The sequence below is a fragment of the Limnohabitans sp. Jir72 genome (assembly GCF_003063575.1).
GTDB lineage: Bacteria > Pseudomonadota > Gammaproteobacteria > Burkholderiales > Burkholderiaceae_C > Limnohabitans_A.
Genome location: NZ_NESC01000009.1, coordinates 153,216 through 171,775, shown reverse-complemented (window position 1 = coordinate 171,775; position 18,560 = coordinate 153,216). Strand labels below are relative to the sequence as shown.

General features: G+C 56.8%; 19 protein-coding genes. 14 read left to right on the top strand and 5 right to left on the bottom strand.

All coding sequences use genetic code 11. The features are described 5' to 3' along the window. On the top strand, positions 1–132 hold a 132-nt coding region (locus B9Z52_RS13880; protein ID WP_146182808.1), incomplete at its 5' end, for an IS3 family transposase. A gap of 94 nt (positions 133–226) precedes the next feature. Here B9Z52_RS13880 and B9Z52_RS13875 read toward each other — a convergent pair. Continuing rightward, positions 227–1,414: an FAD-dependent monooxygenase gene (locus tag B9Z52_RS13875; protein WP_108414434.1), complete on the bottom strand. Its 1,188-nt coding sequence runs from the start codon at positions 1,412–1,414 to the stop codon at positions 227–229. 138 nt (positions 1,415–1,552) lie between these two features. On the opposite strand from B9Z52_RS13875, the gene B9Z52_RS13870 reads away from it, so the two are divergent. After that, positions 1,553–1,894 carry a DUF6172 family protein gene (locus tag B9Z52_RS13870; protein ID WP_108414433.1) on the top strand — a complete coding sequence of 114 codons (342 nt, stop codon included), beginning with the start codon at positions 1,553–1,555 and terminating at the stop codon, positions 1,892–1,894. A gap of 26 nt (positions 1,895–1,920) precedes the next feature. Here the strand turns inward: B9Z52_RS13870 and B9Z52_RS13865 are convergent, their stop codons facing one another. Together B9Z52_RS13865 and B9Z52_RS13860 are read right to left on the bottom strand one after the other, a co-directional pair. Next, on the bottom strand, positions 1,921–3,159 hold the full coding sequence (locus tag B9Z52_RS13865; RefSeq protein WP_369907925.1) for a DEAD/DEAH box helicase: 1,239 nt from the start codon (positions 3,157–3,159) through the stop codon (positions 1,921–1,923). Beyond that, positions 3,156–3,359, bottom strand: coding sequence for a CopG family antitoxin (locus tag B9Z52_RS13860; RefSeq protein ID WP_199222103.1), 204 nt, complete (start codon positions 3,357–3,359; stop codon positions 3,156–3,158). The genes B9Z52_RS13865 and B9Z52_RS13860 overlap by 4 nt, the downstream gene beginning before the upstream one ends. A 405-nt stretch (positions 3,360–3,764) precedes the next feature. Between B9Z52_RS13860 and B9Z52_RS13850 the strand changes: the two genes are divergently transcribed. The 6 genes from B9Z52_RS13850 (at position 3,765) to miaB (ending at position 11,150) form a co-directional block, all read left to right on the top strand. Further along, a complete protein-coding gene (locus tag B9Z52_RS13850; protein WP_108414432.1) occupies positions 3,765–4,163 on the top strand; it encodes a helix-turn-helix domain-containing protein in 399 nt (132 codons plus the stop codon). After that, positions 4,153–6,603 (top strand): VIT and VWA domain-containing protein, encoded by a 2,451-nt coding sequence (locus B9Z52_RS13845; RefSeq protein ID WP_158270566.1) that lies wholly within the window; start codon positions 4,153–4,155, stop codon positions 6,601–6,603. Before B9Z52_RS13850 ends, B9Z52_RS13845 begins: the two co-directional genes overlap by 11 nt. Before the next feature lie 46 nt (positions 6,604–6,649). Continuing rightward, positions 6,650–7,213: a GIY-YIG nuclease family protein gene (locus B9Z52_RS13840; protein ID WP_158270565.1), complete on the top strand. Its 564-nt coding sequence runs from the start codon at positions 6,650–6,652 to the stop codon at positions 7,211–7,213. A gap of 22 nt (positions 7,214–7,235) precedes the next feature. Further along, positions 7,236–8,780 carry a DUF3696 domain-containing protein gene (locus tag B9Z52_RS13835; RefSeq protein WP_108414429.1) on the top strand — a complete coding sequence of 515 codons (1,545 nt, stop codon included), beginning with the start codon at positions 7,236–7,238 and terminating at the stop codon, positions 8,778–8,780. Beyond that, positions 8,773–9,636 carry a hypothetical protein gene (locus tag B9Z52_RS17690; protein ID WP_146182858.1) on the top strand — a complete coding sequence of 288 codons (864 nt, stop codon included), beginning with the start codon at positions 8,773–8,775 and terminating at the stop codon, positions 9,634–9,636. The genes B9Z52_RS13835 and B9Z52_RS17690 overlap by 8 nt, the downstream gene beginning before the upstream one ends. Before the next feature lie 176 nt (positions 9,637–9,812). After that, positions 9,813–11,150 (top strand): tRNA (N6-isopentenyl adenosine(37)-C2)-methylthiotransferase MiaB, encoded by a 1,338-nt coding sequence (gene miaB / locus B9Z52_RS13830; protein ID WP_108414428.1) that lies wholly within the window; start codon positions 9,813–9,815, stop codon positions 11,148–11,150. A gap of 255 nt (positions 11,151–11,405) precedes the next feature. On the opposite strand, the gene B9Z52_RS13825 is transcribed toward miaB, so the two are convergent. Then, the gene (locus tag B9Z52_RS13825) at positions 11,406–11,801 is read right to left on the bottom strand and encodes a gamma-glutamylcyclotransferase (protein WP_108414427.1); all 396 of its coding nucleotides are present in this window, start codon (positions 11,799–11,801) and stop codon (positions 11,406–11,408) included. Positions 11,802–12,008: 207 nt separating this feature from the next. Between B9Z52_RS13825 and B9Z52_RS13820 the strand changes: the two genes are divergently transcribed. Genes B9Z52_RS13820 through B9Z52_RS13810 form a run of 3 tightly spaced genes read left to right on the top strand, consistent with a single transcriptional unit; the run spans position 12,009 to position 15,249 of the window. Next, positions 12,009–13,400: an aromatic ring-hydroxylating dioxygenase subunit alpha gene (locus B9Z52_RS13820; RefSeq protein ID WP_108414426.1), complete on the top strand. Its 1,392-nt coding sequence runs from the start codon at positions 12,009–12,011 to the stop codon at positions 13,398–13,400. Further along, positions 13,397–14,878 (top strand): glutamine synthetase family protein, encoded by a 1,482-nt coding sequence (locus B9Z52_RS13815; protein WP_108414425.1) that lies wholly within the window; start codon positions 13,397–13,399, stop codon positions 14,876–14,878. Before B9Z52_RS13820 ends, B9Z52_RS13815 begins: the two co-directional genes overlap by 4 nt. A 41-nt stretch (positions 14,879–14,919) precedes the next feature. Further along, positions 14,920–15,249 carry a 2Fe-2S iron-sulfur cluster-binding protein gene (locus B9Z52_RS13810; RefSeq protein ID WP_108414424.1) on the top strand — a complete coding sequence of 110 codons (330 nt, stop codon included), beginning with the start codon at positions 14,920–14,922 and terminating at the stop codon, positions 15,247–15,249. Between the two features lie 116 nt (positions 15,250–15,365). Here the strand turns inward: B9Z52_RS13810 and ffh are convergent, their stop codons facing one another. Continuing rightward, the gene (gene ffh, locus B9Z52_RS13805; protein ID WP_108414423.1) at positions 15,366–16,751 is read right to left on the bottom strand and encodes a signal recognition particle protein; all 1,386 of its coding nucleotides are present in this window, start codon (positions 16,749–16,751) and stop codon (positions 15,366–15,368) included. A 79-nt stretch (positions 16,752–16,830) separates the two neighbouring features. On the opposite strand from ffh, the gene B9Z52_RS13800 reads away from it, so the two are divergent. The 3 genes from B9Z52_RS13800 to ampD are packed head-to-tail and all read left to right on the top strand — an operon-like array spanning position 16,831 to position 18,457. Next, positions 16,831–17,634 carry an inner membrane protein YpjD gene (locus B9Z52_RS13800; RefSeq protein ID WP_108414422.1) on the top strand — a complete coding sequence of 268 codons (804 nt, stop codon included), beginning with the start codon at positions 16,831–16,833 and terminating at the stop codon, positions 17,632–17,634. Then, the gene (locus B9Z52_RS13795) at positions 17,631–17,864 is read left to right on the top strand and encodes a PP0621 family protein (RefSeq protein ID WP_108414421.1); all 234 of its coding nucleotides are present in this window, start codon (positions 17,631–17,633) and stop codon (positions 17,862–17,864) included. The genes B9Z52_RS13800 and B9Z52_RS13795 overlap by 4 nt, the downstream gene beginning before the upstream one ends. A gap of 5 nt (positions 17,865–17,869) precedes the next feature. Continuing rightward, on the top strand, positions 17,870–18,457 hold the full coding sequence (ampD, locus tag B9Z52_RS13790; protein WP_199222102.1) for a 1,6-anhydro-N-acetylmuramyl-L-alanine amidase AmpD: 588 nt from the start codon (positions 17,870–17,872) through the stop codon (positions 18,455–18,457). Positions 18,458–18,560: the final 103 nt, after the last annotated feature.

Here is an 18,560-nt window from a genome sequence, read left to right as displayed (position 1 = left end):
AAATTCGAGAATGTGAAAGAGCTTGAGATGGGCTTGAAGGAGTACATCCACTACTACAACAACGATCGGATCAAGATCAAACTAAAAGGGCTGAGTCCTGTGCAGTACAGAACTCAGCCCTCTATGGCCTAATCAGCCTTTTAAACCGTCCAACTTATTGGGGTCAGTTCACACGCAGGGGCATTTTTTCGTTTGGACAGGCGCTGGCAAAGCAGCGCCTGCACCATCAACCGGCCGGACTCATCAAGTCGACGTGCATCGGGTCGTAGGGGTACAACCAGTTGTTGCGTGAAGCGGCGATGTTGCGGTCCTTGAAGGCCTGCTTCATCTGCTGCGCATCGGCGATGTGGTACAGCTCACCCATCTCTGTGGACTCTCTGACCACGCGTGCAGCGCGGGGCGCCCTGTGGTTCTGGAACACCTGAAGGGCTTGGGCCAAGGGCACATCCAGCTGCAATGCGCGGCTGAGCACGGCGGCATCTTCGATGGCCATGGCAGCGCCTTGCGCCATGTAAGGCAAGGTCGGGTGCACGGCATCGCCCAGCAAAGCCACGCGGTCGGTGCACCAGTTCATCACGGGCTGGCGGTTGTTCAGCGCCCAGCGGAAGCACTGGTCACGGTCGGCGTTGTCGATGGCGGCGCGGACAATCGGATGCCAGCCCGCGTAATCTTGGTCCAGCTCTTCCCAGGGCTTGCGCGAGGTCCAAGACTCCTCCTCCCAAGGCCGCTCCACACAGCCCACGAAGTTCAGCACCTGACCGGAGCGCATGTAATACATCACCGCGTGGTTCTTGGGGCCGCACCAGATCGATGACACGAGCGCGGGACGCAAGTCCGGCGCGATGCGCTCGATGGGGATAGACAGACGCCAAGCCACCTGCCCGGTGAACACCGGGGGCTCGGTGTCCACCACGTGTTTGCGTACCACCGATTTGATGCCATCTGAGCCGATGATCAGATCAGCGCGCACCTGGCGACCGTCCTCAAAAAACACCTCTGCACCTTGACCGTCTTCTTGCACGCGGGCCGCGCGGTAACCCAGTTGCAGCGCCTGTGGATCCAACTGCTGCACGGCATCCATCAACGCGGCATGCAAATCGACGCGGTGCACCTGGTAATAAGGGTGACCATGGCGTGCTTCGTGGTCAGCCCCCAATTTGATCTCGTGCAGCAACTCGCCCGTGTCGAATCGGCGGAACTCAAAGGCGTGCGGTTTCACCGCCAGCGCCTCCAATTGCGGTTTCAGACCCAAGTGGTAGAGCACCTTCACGGCGTTGGCGCTCATCTGCACCGCAGCCCCCACCTCGCTGACCTGACCGGCCTGCTCATAGATGCGCACACGGTGACCGTTGCGCAACAAACAAGCGGCAGCCGTCAAGCCGCCAATCCCTGCTCCGACCAATGCAATGTCCATGTGCTCTCTCCAGAATAATTTGATCGTTAGTATGCTACCAGATGTGCTCAATGTGAAGGTGCCACCGGTAAACCAGCGATAATCCGCCCCTGCATTCACGTCCGGACCGGGCGCTTGCCTCTCCCTTTAGGACGACCCATGAAAAAGAATTTCCCCCTGCAAGCCGAAGGCAAGCACCCCGACCGCGTGCTCGAAGCCGTCAAGCACGAGATCCGCAAATATTTCAAACGCGAACGCAACCGCGACGTGCCCAAGGGCGCAGATTTTTGGGACTTTGACTGCAAAGTGGGTCTGACCGAAGACACCGCCGAAGTGGTGCGCGTGAGCGCCGTGATCGATGCGGTAGACGCTGCAGCCAAATCTGGGGCAGCCGCCGTGTACGTGGAGATTTTGAGCAAACACGGGGTGCGGGTGATCAAGCCTGCGTCACAAGAAGGCCAAGAAAGTCACGAAGCGTTCAACGAATCCGACGACGAATAATCAAAAGGCCCCGTCAGGGGCCTTCATCATTTGCCCTCTTGGGCTGCTGCTGCCGCCCGCAACTTGTCTTTCTTGCTCGGTCGCTTGCCCTTGATACCGCCGTTGCCTTGCGGCGCAGGGGGTTCGTCGGTGGGCTCAAAGCCTGGGATTTGCTCCAAAGCGAGTTCCAGGCTTTCGCGTTTCTGGATCAACTGCCAGTGGGCCAGAGCTTCGGCGGTGACAAAGCTCACCGCGTCGCCATGCGCGCCGGCGCGGCCCGTGCGGCCAATGCGGTGGGTGTAATCGGTGGCCGAGCGCGGCAAGTCGTAGTTGACCACCACCGGCAGCATGGCGATGTCGATGCCACGCGCAGCCAGATCGGTGGTGACCACCACATCCCAGCGACCCGCCTTGAAGTCGTGCAGCACATCCTGCCGGGCGCCTTGGCTCATCTCGCCATGAAAAGGCGTGGCGTAAATGCCCGCTTTGTAGAGCTTGCTGGCCACATGCTCGCAAGCGTAGCGCGTGGCCACAAACACCAGCACCTGCTTCCAGCTGTTTTCAGCGATCAGGTGGCGCAGCAAGGCGGTGCGACTTTTCTCGTCCACCGCAATGGCGCGCTGGGTGATGTCGGGCTTGTGGCCTTCAAAGGCCTCCACCGTGATGCGCACCGGCTCATGCAGCAAGTTGGCTGCCAGCGCCTCCACCTCGGGGGCGAAGGTGGCTGAGAACAACAAGGTCTGGCGCTTTGCAGGCAGCAAGGCCAGCACGCGCTGCAGCTCGTCGGCAAAACCCAGGTCCAGCAGGCGATCGGCCTCGTCCAGCACCAGGTGCTGCACACCGCCCAAATGCACCGCGTTGTGGTCCACCAGATCAAGCAAGCGGCCCGGTGTGGCCACCACGATGTCGGCACCACCGCGCAGGCCCATCATTTGCGGGTTGATCGACACCCCGCCATAGACCACCGCCACCTTGAGCCCCGGCTGGTAGGCCAGGTTGCTGAGGATGTCGCCGACTTGCACGGCCAGCTCACGCGTGGGCACCAGCACCAGGGTGCGGATGGGGCGGCGGAAATTGGTCTGGCGAGGCTGCAGCACATGCTGCTGCAGCAAGGGCAAGGCAAACGCCAGCGTCTTGCCCGAGCCGGTGGGCGCAGTGGCCCACACGTCGGCCGACTTCAAAACTGCCGGAATCGCCTCGGCCTGGATGGGGGTGGGGGCAAACAAGCCCATGTCGGCCACGGCACGTTGCAACGCGGGTATGAGGCTTAAATCAGAAAAGTTCAAACGGTGGGTGTCCTGATGAATGAATGGCTGTGCAGCTTCTCTTGGAGCCAGACTTTGATGAGGGATTGGCAAGGCACATCCCGCGCATTGGCTGCCACTTTGATGCTGTCCAAAAAATGCTGCGGCCAGCGCAAGGCATTGGTTTTCGTGGTGGGGCGCAAATTGGGCAGTTTGACTTTTTTCGCTTTGGACCAGTCCACATGTGCGGTGGCGTCGTGCGCTTGCCAATAAACACGCTCTTACGCTGCGATTTTGAACCATGGAATGATATCTCGGAAAATGCGCGCCTGGCCATCCGTGCGGTCATCGCACTGTTGCGCACATCACCTTTCGCATGTCGCAAAGTCGGTGACAGCCCCCTTCACCCGCGAATTGATCACCGCCTTTGGCTGCAAGGGCTCTGTCGCACTCTTTGAAATCGTCAAAGACACAACGGTCATCGTCAGGGCCATTTGGGATCAGTGAGAAGACCACTGCCACTGACCTGAAAGGCCGCACCACAGCGGCCGCACTTCCCAAGTCAAAAATAGCTCTTCATCGGGTCATGATGTGCCACGCTTTATTAAATACATCTATTGAGACAGTAGATATGTCACAATAACCCCATGACCACCACCTACTCCATAGACCAGCTCTGTGCGCTGACCGATTTGCCCAAGCGCACGGTCCGCTATTACATGCAGCTGGGCCTGGTGGACCGGCCAGTGGGCGAGACCCGGGCTGCGCACTACACGCCCATGCATCTGGGCCAGCTCATGCAAATCCGCAAGTTGGCCGACTCAGGGGTGTCGTTGGAGCGCATCCGCGCTGTCATGGCCGGGGGGGAATCGCCCGTGCCTGAACGCCAACAACAACCCGGCAGCATCCGAGTGCGCAGCCATGTGTTCATCGCGCCAGGGGTGGAACTGCAAATCGATCCGCAAGAAGCGGGCTTGTCGCCCGAACAACTCCGCGCCTTTGTGCGCACCGTCATGTCTGCATGGGAAAACAAAAATGAGCAATGAAGTGATGGACCTCAAAAGCCGCGATGACGGACAAGCCGTCGCCCTGCAATCGGTGCAGGCCCAAGGTCAGCTGCAAGGTCTCATGCTGCGCATGAAGCTGCGCCAGGTCTACCGCAACACCACCAGCGACAACCTCGAATGCGTCTACACCTTCCCGCTGGCTTGGGGCAGCGTGCTGCTTGGCATGGCGGTCGAACTCAATGGCAAGCGCATGACCGGCACCGTGGTCGAAAAGAAAGAAGCCGAAACCACTTACGAAAAAGCCATCCAGTCCGGCGACTTGCCCGTGATGCTGGAGCGCTCGGGCAAAGACCTCTACACCGCCAACCTGGGCAACATACTGCCCGGCGATGAGGTGGTGATCGAGCTGGAATACGCCCAACTGCTGAAGCTGGAAGGCGGCATGCTGCGCGTGAGTCTGCCCACCACCATCGCGCCACGTTATGGCGACGAACACAGCCAGGGCGGCCTGGCCCCGCACCAAACCGCCACCAGCAGCCCACTGGCCGAATACCGCCTGCATGTGTCGCTCGACATCGCCAACCCCTTGGCCAACGGCACCATCACCAGCCCATCGCATGGCGTGCAGCGGGTTAAACACCAAAACGGCGTGATGGTCAAACTGCAAGACAAAGCCTGGCTGGACCGCGACTTTGTGCTGACCATCCACGGCCTGAAAGACATGGCCTTTGCCATGGCCAGCGCCGATGCCACGCAACCCGGCCAATACACCTTGCTGACCAGCGCCACCGCCCATTGGGATGCTGCCAACGCCGCGCCTGCCCAGCTGCGCATGAAAGTGCTGGTAGATGGCTCCGGCTCCATGCAAGGCGACAGCAACGAACAAGCCCGCGATGCTCTGGACTGGCTGTTTCATCAACTGGAGACGAGTGACGAAGTGTCGATGACGCGCTTTGGGAGCCAAACCCTTCATGTGCTGCCCCGACTTCAACGGTGCACAGAGGCTTATCAGCGTCGCCTGCGTTCAGAGGCCCGCAACATCCAAGCCGACTTGGGTGGCACCGAAATGGACAGCGCACTTGAAGCTGTGATTCGGATTACGCCAGAAGACGAGTGCCCTGTTGAAGCGGCCAGCATCCTGCTCATCACCGATGGCGAGATCTGGAACATTGAAAACATCGTAGCCACCGTGCGCCAGTCGGGCCACCGCCTGTTTGCATTGGGCGTGGGCAGCGCCCCGGCCGAAAGCCTGCTGCGCGAACTGGCCGAAGTCAGCGGCGGCGCCTGCGAAATGGTCAGCCCCAATCAAAGCATGCAACAAGCCGTGGCCCGCTTGCTCGATCGCATGCGCCACGCCTGCGCCATCCAATGCAGCGTGGAAAGCGTTGACGGACTGATCTACCAGTCGCCCAGCCCACGCGAAATCAGCCAAGGCGACACCATTCACCAATGGGCGCAAGTGAGCAGCAAACCACTTGCCGCGCCCAGCCAGCGCTGGGCACTGGCAGACAAAACACTCACGCACAGAGCCGAAAATCTGATGTGGGACGAAGAAGGCATCTTGCCCCGCCTGTGCGCCGCCAAGCGTTTGCTGGACAACACCGACACGCAGCGCCAACGCGCACTGGCCGTGCAATACCAACTGGTCACTCCCTATACCAACTTCATCTTGGTACACCAACGCGCCGAAGGTGAAAAAGCGCAAGACCTGCCTTTGCTGCAACAAGTGGCGCAGATGCAAGCGGCGGGAATTGGTGGCCATGGGACAGTTATTCAAAATTTCCTGAGCAGTTTCGATTCGTCCAATTATTCAATGCTGGTGAAGCAATCATGCTCAATGGACGCCTCAGAGAATCTCAACACCCACGTTGCCGATATAAATAAGCCTGCCCTTTGGAGGTACAACAGAACCAGTGCAGCAGGCAGTGTCGATGGCATGGCCAATGCAGGCATGGACGACATCGAAATCCCAGCGTTCTTGCGCAAATCTACAAATGGTGACAACTTAGATAAACTCCGCAAAGCTCGCGAACGAAATGAAACCAGAGCACAACGCGCCGATTCAACGAGCCCGCCCGAAGATGACGACTATTGGAAGAAACAACGCGAATACACCTTCAACAACTCGGTCGTCCAATTGTCCGAAGTGCTGAAAACATTGGTTGACCCTTCCAACACGTTGACTGACATGCTACAAAAATTCAATGAACAGGCGTACGGCAACCGAACGTTCAGAGCGGCGTTGTCTATAACGTTGCGCTCATCCGATACAAGCTTCATGGCTGGATTCGTTTTGCATCATGCCAAAGTATTGGGAAGTCCTGCCATGGTCTGGGCAGTGTTGTTATTGTGGTTAGCTGAATCCAGAGGCCTGCCCTTGGAACGACATGGGCGCAGGTTACTGGAATCTGAAGTAATTCTTGTTGAAAAAACAGCCAACTTCAATTTAATTCAAAACCTCAATAGTCTAATCCACTAATGCATGTCTATTGCACAAAAAATCAACCTCCACCATTACTATGACAATGAATAAATTGGATGAAAATTTACTCGAAACAATGAGAATCCCCCAATCTCTCTTATACAACGGATATGGTTTAAATACCGTGCAATGCCGAAAAGCAATGAAAGAAGGAGGATTTAAGTATTCTTACGGCGTGAGTCAGTGCATTCAGTGCGGTCATACAATACGTACTATTAGTTGGAATTGCATTCACTGCAGCCCATCATCAATAAAATATGAATCTCGTTACCGTGAGGGTGGATACGTTTATATTGGATCATCAGAATTTCTAGGCCTTATTAAAATTGGGTCATGCAAAAACATAAAAAACAGAATTAACTCCTTGAGAGATCAAAAGTATGCCGGCGCAGATGATTGGAAAATAATTAAATCCATGCACTTCACTAAAAATTCCGGGGAAATAGAAAATAAAATTTTACAAAGTCTCAAAGAGTACTCCATCGAAATTTCATACAAAAAGGATGGCCGATTACAGCGCGCACGTGAATTACTAAATTGTCCCCCGGCACATGCTTTTGACGAATTGAATAAACACATATTAGCCACCAAAAGAAGATCCCTCTAAAAATCCTCAATCATTAAAAAAAATGTCATACCTTGAACCTATAACAATTGAAAAAATATCTCTTGAAAATTTTCAATCATTTCAAGAAAAAGTAGAAATTCCAATAAAACCTTTAACATTTTTGTTTGGACCAAACTCAGCAGGAAAAAGCAGCATCTATGATTCCATGTTATTAGTTAATTTAATTCTGAAAAATAAACAATCAGAATTCATTAACTTATATTATAAATGGCTGCATACTCCTAGAAAAACATCAAAGGAACATAATATTGGCAAAATGGTGATCGAAGTACAGTTCTCAGCCTGGGAATTATTAATCGGAGGAAGAAATGGGTATCATGGTGACACCATAAATATACCTGACGAATACAAAAACAGCACAGAACTGAAAGAACTTCTAAGTGACTGTTATGGCCCATATGATTTACAAATTTCAATACCGCCATCATTTCCATACGAATATGACCTCACAATTTCTGCCTGTGGATTAAAGATTTTTTGTCTATATACTCCAGAAAATGGGGATGGGCGCGAGATTGAATTTTCATCAGAAATTTTTGGAGCAGCATTTACACAAATCGCAGCAAGACATAATTTTGAACCACCAAAAAATTCATTATGCAAAGTCAAATGCTACGCATACAATTTAGAAAATGGCTTAAAGGTAGATAACTATCTAATTAACGAAAGTTATGACCGAGATTTAATCTTGATTGCAAATCATATCATCCAATGCTTCGTAAAATCTACTTTTCTTCCCCAATCAGTTTCTTCAGATAGATCAACAATTAAAAATACAGAACTCTCTGAGTTATTTATCTCCAATGGACAATTTATTAATGCCCCAATTCAGGTCAAAGAAGCAACAACAACTCATCACTCAGACTCTATTCGGAAAATTTCAGAATCCAAATTAGAAGAATTTCTGAGTATAAAAGAATGCAAGAAAGATGAGTACAACCTCATTGATTCATTACATTATTTTGTAAATCAATCCTTATCCCACCATCTTTTCTTAGATCAAGGCTATCAAATAGCATTTGACATTTATGAATTAAATCCTGCAAATGAAATTTATAAGTACGATAATTTTTATGGGGCCTTATTAATAACTTACTTAACAGACAACTCAGGTCGCCGAATGACATTCGAAGACGTTGGCACAGGCATAAGCTGCGTTCTTCCAGTTATAGTTGCTCTAGATGGGTGGCGAAGTTTTATTCAACAACCTGAACTACATTTACACCCAGCGTTGCAGTCTGCACTTGGTGACATTTTCGTCGAAGCCATTAATAAGAATGACTCATGCAGGCATATTATTGAAACACATAGCGACTACTTGTTACTACGTTGCCTTCGTCGTATTCGTGAAACCTCAAACGGACGAATTTCAGAGCGCTCAAAACTCAAATTAAAACCAACAGATGTTTCAGTTTTGTACTTTGATCCACAACTTGATGGAACAACGAAAGTAAAAACTATCCGTGTAAGCACTCAAGGTGATTTTATTGATCGATGGCCAAGAGGATTCTTTGAAGAACGAGGAAAGGATATTTTCGATGAATGATTTTTACGGCATAGACCCAAAGGCCCCATCAAATTTAAGCGAATTAAGTGGATTGATTCGTCTTTTTTCACCATCAGAGGGGCGCTTTATCGCTGATTTTCCAATGGGATGGGCAAATGAGTTGCGAGAGCATATGAGTTCACTCTCTGACCTTTGTCGCATGGCAACTGTTGAGACCTGGATACAATTGAGTGGATATGCGATCTTACCTACAAAAAAACTATATAGATCAAATTTAACCTGGGCTGAAAATGCGTCATTTTTAAAAAGTGACGTGGTCAAATTAATTGACCCAACCGGTAAGATTTCCAATACAGTTGAACCACTTGATCATATTCTTAGTGAGCCTAATGCATTTCGAGATTCTAGAGCCGGACTAATACCAAGAACATCGAGCGCTTATGCAGAAATTGCTCGCCCCATCCTGCTAAGATCAAGAAAAGTTGTACTCATCGATCCATTTTTAACTTTCAGACATATACCTGATAATTCTAACCAATGGAAGTATGACAGAAGACGTACCGTCATTGAAGCCATGTTAAAGATCGCGTTTCAAGGTAAGTACGTCGAATGTTTTGAAATTTTTTACGTTCCCGAAAACAATATTTATGGCTCTGATTTTTTGGATGAAGACTTAAAGGAACTAGTAAGACAGATAGGTTTTACAAAAATACATGTTGCGGCAAAACCCATTAAAAAAGAGACAAACACAAAACAACATACTCGTTATTTGCTTGGTCTTAAAAGTGGATTGCATTTTGATCATGGTTTCGATACTTACGATGATGGATCAAAAAATCATATTCAATGGATGAGTCCCTCAGTTTTAGATCCTCTTTTAGAAAAATTTACCTGACGTGAGAAAGCCAGAGCCCAACTCAAGTGCTGCGATAATCCCTCCTCCCTAGCGCCCCAAGCGCTTCCCCTCAACAGCCTCTGGATCTACACCATGAACCGCTGCACTCTGGCCCTTTTCGGGCGTGCTTTGCTTTGCCTTGACTTCATCACCTCCTTTGAATCTGTGGAGGCCGCATGAGCAAGAAGGTCTTCATCAAAACCTTTGGCTGCCAGATGAACGAGTACGACTCGGACAAGATGGCCGATGTGCTGGGCGCGGCCCAGGGCTACGAGCCCACGCAGGACGTGGACGAAGCCGATCTGATTTTGTTCAACACCTGCTCGGTGCGCGAGAAAGCGCAAGAAAAAGTGTTCAGCGATCTGGGTCGGGTGCAACATCTGAAGGCCAAGGGCGTGCTGATTGGCGTGGGCGGCTGCGTGGCCAGCCAGGAAGGTGCCGAGATCATCAAGCGTGCGCCTTATGTGGACGTGGTGTTTGGTCCGCAGACCCTGCACCGCCTGCCCGAGCTGCTGGCCGAGCGCGAGCGCAAGCAACGCCCGCAAGTCGACATCAGCTTCCCCGAGATTGAAAAATTCGACCACTTGCCGCCTGCCAAGGTAGAAGGCGCCACAGCCTTTGTGTCGATCATGGAAGGTTGCAGCAAATATTGCAGCTATTGCGTGGTGCCCTACACCCGGGGCGAAGAGGTCTCGCGCCCGTTTGACGATGTGCTGGTCGAGGTGGCGGGCCTGGCCGCGCAGGGCGTGAAAGAGATCACGCTGCTGGGCCAGAACGTGAACGCTTACCGGGGCAAGATGGGTGGCACCTCAGAAATCGCCGACTTTGCGTTGCTGCTGGAATATGTGGCCGACATGCCGGGCATCGAGCGCATCCGCTACGTGACCAGCCACCCCAACGAGTTCACGCAGCGCCTGATTGACGCTTATGAAAAAATCCCCAAATTGGTGAGCCACTTGCACTTGCCGGTGCAGCACGGCTCGGACCGCATCTTGATGGCCATGAAGCGCGGCTACACCGCCATGGAATACAAGAGCACGATCCGCAAGCTGCGGGCGATCCGCCCCGACATGTCGCTCAGCAGCGATTTCATTGTGGGCTTTCCCGGCGAGACCGAAGACGACTTCCACAAGATGATGAAGCTGATCACCGATGTGGGTTTTGACACGAGTTTCAGCTTCATCTTCAGCCCCCGCCCCGGCACGCCTGCGGCCAACCTGCACGACGACACGCCACACGCCGAAAAATTGCGCCGCCTGCACCACCTGCAAGCGACCATCGAAGAGAACGTGCAGCGCATTGGCGAGAGCCGTGTGGGCACGGTGCAGCGCATTTTGGTGGAGCGCCCTTCACGCAAGGACGCCACCGAGCTGGCCGGCCGCACCGAGTGCAACCGGGTGGTCAACTTCCCCGGTGGCCCCAACATGGACCGGCTGATCGGTCAGATGGCGGATGTGCGAATTACCCAAGGCCTGTCGCACTCGCTGCGGGGTGAGTTGGTCATTCGCGATTGAAGTTTGTAGGAGCCCACCCCGTGGGCGATGGCATGCAACGTGATTGACCGTGCATCGCCCACAGGGGTGGGCTCCTACGCAACACGGTCAGGGGGTCAGATGGCGGATGTGCGCATCACGCAGGGTCTGTCGCACTCGCTGCGGGGTGAGTTGGTCATTCGCGATTGAAGTTTGTAGGAGCCCACCCCGTGGGCGATGGCATGCAACGTGGTTGACCGTGCATCGCCCACAGGGGTGGGCTCCTACGCAACACGGTCAGGACTCGCGGCCGACTTCCCGGATGTAGCGGCGGTAGTCGCCGTGCGGGATGGGCCTGCAGCCGTCCACCGGGCGGTTGTACACATAGGTCTGCACCTGCTGGCCTTGCAGCGGGCCGCTGAGCACGGTCACTTCTTCGCGCCAGTATTGAGACGCAACGCGGTCGCCAGGTACCATGTCTTCCACCGCATCAAGGCGGGCCAGGTGCACTGCATCCACTTCGTAAACTTCGCCCGAAACCGAACCATTGCCCTGCAGAAAGCCGGGGTAGCGGCCCACATCGACCAAGCGGCCGGGCACCTGGGCGGGGCCCATGAACCGGGCGCCGTGCATTTCGGCCTCCAGCCGCAGACCGGGCATCAAGGTGCCGTAGATGAAAAGAGCGTGTTTCATGAACTGGATTTTGCGTCATGGCGGTCCATCTGGTCAGCCCGAAATTGACACGCGTCAAGCCCCACCCAACGTGTCGCCTGTTGGCAGGACCCGCCCAAGCAGCCGTTTAAACTGATCGGCAAGAAACCAGCCTGGTTCGCCACACCAACGGGCCCAAGACAAAGGCACAAGACAAGGGCAGACACCAGGCGCAAGCCAGAGGCGCACATGAAAGCAGAACAAAACGAACTCATCACCCGCATCGGGCCAGGCACGCCGTGCGGCGCGGTGATGCGCCACTATTGGCAGCCCATGGCGCTGGTGGACGAGTTCAACCCCGCACTCGACCCACGCATGGCGATTCGCCCCGTCAAAGCAGTGCGCATATTGGGACAGGACTTGGTGCTGTTTCGCAATACGCTGGGCGACTATGGCTTGCTAGACCGCGACTGCCCGCACCGGGGCGCGGACCTGGCCTTTGGCCGCAACGAAGGCGATGGCCTGCGCTGCCCTTTTCATGGCTGGAAGTTCGACGTGACAGGCCAGTGCATCGAAACGCCCGCAGAGCCCACCGGCAGCACGCTGTGCAAGCGGGTGCGCCAGCGCAGTTACCCCATCATCGAGCGCAGCGGCATTTTGTTTGGCTGGTTCGGCCCCGAAGGCCAGACCCCGCCGCCGCTGCCGGGCATCGACGCTTTCAGCGCCCCGGCTACGCACACCTTTGCCTTCAAGGGCCTGTGGCACTGCAACTGGCTGCAGGCGTTTGAGGTGGGCATTGACCCGGCGCATGCTTCGTACCTGCACCGCTTTTTCAAGGACGAATCGCTGGAAGGCAGCTACGGTCGCCAGTTTCGGGGCGCGAGCGCGGGCGATGTGCAAGGCGAGCGCTGGCCCATGACGCGGGTGATGCGCGAGCTGGACCAGCCCGAGATTTCTTTCGAGCCCACCGATGCGGGCCTGCGCCTGACGGCCCTGCGCCCGATCAACGAGGCGCTGACCCATGTGCGGGTAACCCACGCGCTGTTCCCGCACACCTTTGTAATTCCGCTGTCCGAGACCATGACCATCACGCAGATGCATGTGCCGGTGGACGACACGCACACCTATTGGTATTCGGTGTTCACCAGCTTTGACGCCCCGGTGGACAAAGAAGCCATGCGCAACCAGCGCTTGCCCTCGGTCACGCTGCCCGACTACATCCCCAAAGCGGGCAAGCACAACCACTGGGGCTTCAACCCCGAAGAGCAAGTGGCGCGCACTTACCTCGGCATGGGCGAGGACGACATCAATGTGCACGACCAGTGGGCCTGCGAGAGCATGGGCGCGATCCAGGACCGCACCCGCGAGCACTTGGGCACCAGCGACAAGGTGATCATGGCGAACCGGCGCATCTTGCTCAAAGCCATCGAGACCGTTCAGGCCGGTGGCTTACCACCAGGCTTTGCACAAGACACCGTGGCCAGCCAGCGCATCGGCCCCGACACGGTGGACGGCATCGCCCCCAGCGGGCAGTGGCCGCAGTGGTGGCGCGAGGCTTGTGATGCCAAGCGCAGCGGCGCACCATGGGACGCGGCACTGCCGGGTGATGTGGCCACTTCAGCCGACACGAGCGCGGCATGAGCTTCGCTGAGCGCTGCGGCCTGCACAGCCGCGAACGGCAAACCGCTTGCGAGCAATTGTTGAGGCAGGTGGAAGCCTCGGGCATCGAGCTGATCCGCCTGGGCTGGTGCGACCTGCACGGCGTGGTGCGCGGCAAAACCATCGTCGCTTCGCAACTGCGCAGTGTGTTGGCCAATGGCATCGGCATGGTCAGCACCTTGCTGCTCAAAGACAGCTCGGACCGTACCGCCTTCAAGGTGTTCGAGCCGGGCATCGAAGAGACCCTGCCCGGCTTTGCCGGGGCCAGCAATTTCACGCTCATGCCCGACCCGGCCAGCTGGCATGTGCTGCCCTGGACCGAGAAAACCGGCTGGCTGCAGGGCCAGCCCTATTTCGCAGATGGGCGCATCGTGCCGCTGGATTCGCGCCATGTGTTGCAGCAGGCCGTGCAGCGCTTGGCCGAGCGAGGCTGGCAAATGCGCTGCGGGCTGGAAGTTGAATTCCACATCTACCGCCTCAAAGACCCGCTGCACGGCCACGATCTGGCGCCTGAACGCGCCGGATGGCCAGGTCCTGCGCCCGAAGTCAGCCTGATCCATCCGGGCTACAACCTTTTGACCGAAGGCTGGTTTGACCGGGCAGAAGAGCCGCTGCGCATCGTGCAGCGCACCGCGCAGGCACTGGGCCTGCCGCTGATCTCGCTCGAAATTGAACTGGGCCCCAGCCAGGTGGAGGCGGTGTTTGACGTGAGCGATGTGCTGACCGCCGCCGACAACATGGTGCTGTTTCGCAATGCCACGCGCCAGGCCCTGCGCCGCGCTGGGTACCACGCCACCTTCATGTGCCACCCGCCGTTTGAACACATCATGTCCAGCGGCTGGCACCTGCACCAATCGGTCTGTGAGTTGGCCACAGGAAGTAACGTCTTCATGCGCGATGCGGCCGCACCGGGTGTCGGTGCGCTGGATGCGCGGCAGGTGCTGAGCGATGCGGGCGCGTCTTGGCTGGCGGGTCTGCTGACGCACGCGCCTGCGCTCACGGCCCTGTGCACATCCACCAGCAATGGCTATGGACGCTTCAGGCCCAACGCCATGGCCCCGCAGTCCATCTTGTGGGGGCGTGACAACCGGGGCGCAATGCTGCGTGTCATCGGTGCGACGGGCGACAGCGCCACCCGCATTGAAAACCGCTTGGGCGAACCGGCGGCCAACCCTTACCTTTACATGGCCTCGCAAATCCACGCGGGGCTCGATGGTGTGGATACACAGCTGCAAGCGCCGCCTGCCACCGAAACGCCTTACTCAGCGGGTGCCCAAACCATCCCGACCAGCTTGACCGATGCGGTGCAGGCCCTGCAAAGTGATGCTGCTTTGTGCCAGGCGCTGGGCCAGCCCTTTGTCGGCTACTACAGCACCATCAAGCAGGCCGAGCACCAGCGCATGGCGCAGGCCGAAGACGTCCAGGAATTCCACAGCCGCGAATATTTCGGGCGCATTTGACAAATTTTTGAATCACAGCGCCAGACGGCGATGCACTGAACATGATCACAATCCACCTGCAACCCCACGACCCAACCCAAGCCGCGCACAGCCTGCAAGTGCAGCCAGGCCAAAGCCTGATGCAGGCGGCGGTCGATGCGAATTTGCCCGGCATCCAGGCCGACTGCGGCGGGCTGCTCACCTGCGCGACTTGCCATGTGGTGGTGCAAGGGGACTGGCTGGCGAAGTTGCCAACGGTGAGCAGCGACGAAGACGGCATGCTGGCCTTCACCGCCCAAACGCGTGAACCGGGCAGCCGCCTGTCGTGCCAGATCATGCTGACGCAAGAACTGGATGGCCTGCAGGTGTCGCTGCCCGCGAACCAGTATTGAACAGTATTTGTAGGTCGGCGGCTTCAGCCCCGACATGGGCCTGTCCCGGAGCCAGAAACGTCGGACCTGAAGGTGCCGACCTACGGGGCGTCGGCAAAATGATTGTCGAGGGCGCTTCAGCGCGGCATACCGGGGAAGCCCCCGCCGCCGCCCATCATGCCTTTCATGGCACCCATGCGCTTCATCATTTTCATCATGCCGCCGCCGGACATTTTTTTCATCATGTCCTGCATCTGCTCAAACTCCTTGAGCATGCGGTTCACATCTTGCACCTGAACGCCTGCGCCCGCTGCAATGCGGCGTTTGCGGGTGGCTTTGATCAATTCAGGCTTGCTGCGCTCTTTGGGCGTCATGCTGTGGATGATGCCTTGCTTGCGGCCAATGTCTTTCTCGACCTTGTCCATGTCCATGGCCCCGGCCTTGGCGGTCAACTGGCTGGGCAGTTTGTCCATCAGGCTCGACAGGCCACCCATTTGCTTCATTTGCTGGATCTGCGCCAAAAAGTCGTTCAGATCAAAACTACCACCACTCTTGACTTTGGCAGCCAGTTTTTGCGCGGCCGCCATGTCCACGCCGGCGGTGACTTGCTCGACCAGCGCGACGATGTCACCCATGCCCAAGATGCGGCCAGCGTGGCGCTCGGCGTCGAACACTTCCAGGCCGTCGATCTTCTCGCTGGTACCGGCAAACTTGATGGGCGCGCCGGTGATCTGGCGCACCGACAAGGCTGCACCGCCGCGTGAGTCGCCGTCGAGCTTGGTCAGCACAATGCCGGTCAGAGGCAGTGCTTCACTGAAGGCTTTGGCGGTGTTGGCCGCGTCTTGGCCCTGCATGGCGTCGACCACGAACAAGGTTTCAACGGGTTTCAATTCCGCGTGCAGGGCCTTGATTTCGGCCATCAGGGCTTCGTCGATCGCCAGACGTCCGGCGGTGTCGACCAGCAGCACGTCAAAGAAATGCTTGCGGGCGTAGTCGATGGCGGCGCGGGCGATGTCGATCGGCTTTTGGTCGGTCGTGCTGGGGAACCATTCGGCACCGGCTTGAGCGGTGACGGTCTTGAGCTGCTCGATGGCGGCGGGGCGGTACACGTCGCCCGAGACCGTGAGCACTTTCTTTTTGCGCTTTTCGATCAGGTGCTTGGCCAGCTTGGCGGTGGTGGTGGTTTTACCGGCACCTTGCAAACCGGCCATCAGGATCACGGCGGGCGGCTGCGCGGCCAGGTTGATGTCGGCCACGCCTTCGCCCATGGTGGCGGCCAGCTCGCGGTTGACCACCCCCACCAGCGCCTGGCCGGGTTTGAGCGAGCCCATGACCTCCTGGCCCAAAGCTTTGTCTTTCACGCGGGCGATGAAGTCGCGCACCACCGGCAGGGCCACGTCCGCCTCGAGCAGGGCCATGCGCACCTCGCGCAGCATGTCGGCCACGTTCGATTCGGTGATGCGGGCCTGTCCGCTGAGGGTTTTGACGAGGCGGGAAAGTTTGTCGGTCAGGACGGAGGCCATGCGTGCGAATCCAGAAATAACCGGTCCAGCGGTATGGTGTAGCCCCTGTGGCTGCACCTGAAAGGCTAAACTCGGACCCATGATTTTAGCGAGTACCCCATTCTGGATGCATCCTGCTGCGGCAGTGGCCGCGATCGCCTATGGCCTGACCGCGGTCATCGGTGCGCGCATGAGCGAATTCAACGCCCGCCGTTTGCTGGGCCTGGCTTGGGCCTCACATGCGTTGGCCTTGCTGGGCTTGCTGGCGGGGCCGGTGCGCTTTGGCTTTGCGCCGGCCTTGTCGGTCACGGCCTGGCTGGTGGTCACCGCTTATGTGGTGGAGCGGCAGATCTTTCCGCAGCTCAAGGCGCGCTGGGCCATGGGCGGCCTGGGCGCGGTGACCGTGACGCTGGCGTGGCTGTTTCCGGGCACGCTTTTGCATGAACAGGCATCTGCCTGGTTGCCGCTGCATTGGGCGCTGGGCCTGTCGGCTTATGGCATGTTTGGAGCGGCCGTGATCCACGCCTGGATGATGACGCGCACCGAGCGTCACATCCGCTTGGGCCAAGAAGCCGACAGCGGCTTGCCTTTGTTGACGCTGGAAAAGCTCACCTTTCGTTTTGTGACGGCGGGCTTCATGCTCTTGACGGCCACCTTGGTGGCGGGTGCACTGTTTGGCGAAACCTTGTATGGCCAAGGACGGGGCCAATGGCGCTGGGACCACAAGACGGTTTTTGCCCTGCTGTCTTGGCTGACTTTTGCGGTGCTGCTGGTCGGGCGCAGCCAATGGGGCTGGCGGGGTAGGCGCGCTGTGCGCGTGCTGTACATGGGTGCGGGTTTGCTGCTGCTGTCTTATGCAGGCTCGCGTTTTGTGATGGAAGTCTTGCTGGGGCGTGCGGGATGAAGTTCCTTTTTCTCTTGTTGGTGGCCTTGGTCGTGATCTGGGCCATCAAGCGGTCTCGGGTGAATCCACCTGCGGGATCGGACAAGGCCCAAACGGCTTCGCCCACCGAGATGGTGGCTTGCGCGCAATGCGGCATTCACCTGCCCCGCGCTGAAGGGGTGTCTGGTCAAAATGGCTTGTATTGCAGCACCGAGCACCGCAGCGCAGCGCACGACAGCAACCCCGCCTGACGCTCTTGCGCCTGTCTTTGACCTCAACGCACCCTCTCTGGCAAAACGGCTGGTACAGCCCCGCCAAGCGGCTGGATTCGCCTAACTTTGGCCCCCGACCTGATGGGGCGTGTATCGATTTGGTCGTGCTGCATTCCATCAGCTTGCCGCCCGGCCAGTACGGCGGCAACGAGGTACAGGCCCTTTTCACCAATCAGCTGGACTGGGACGCGCACCCCTACTTTGGGCAAATCCGTGGGCTGGAGGTCTCGTCGCACTTTTATATCCGGCGAGATGGTGCACTCTGGCAGTTTGTGAGCTGCGACGACCGGGCCTGGCATGCAGGCCGGTCCGAATACCGGGGTCGCCCCCATTGCAACGACGACTCCATCGGCATCGAGCTCGAAGGTCTGGAGGGCGAAACCTTTGAGCGGGCTCAATACGACAGCCTGGCCCGCTTGTGCGAAACCATCGCGGGCCTCTACCCCATCGCGCATTTGGCAGGGCATGAACACATCGCCCCTGGCCGCAAACAAGACCCAGGGCCCGGGTTCGACTGGCCACTTTTGAGATCTTTGCTGAATTTCTCAGATCAGTGTTTTCCCTTGGTCTGATGCGAAACGGGTAAGAACTGAAAAAAATATTTTCCAGCGCCCCATCTGTAGATTTTTGTGTCGGATTGCGGCCAAAGCAGTCACCCCCATGGCTCGTGGCTAG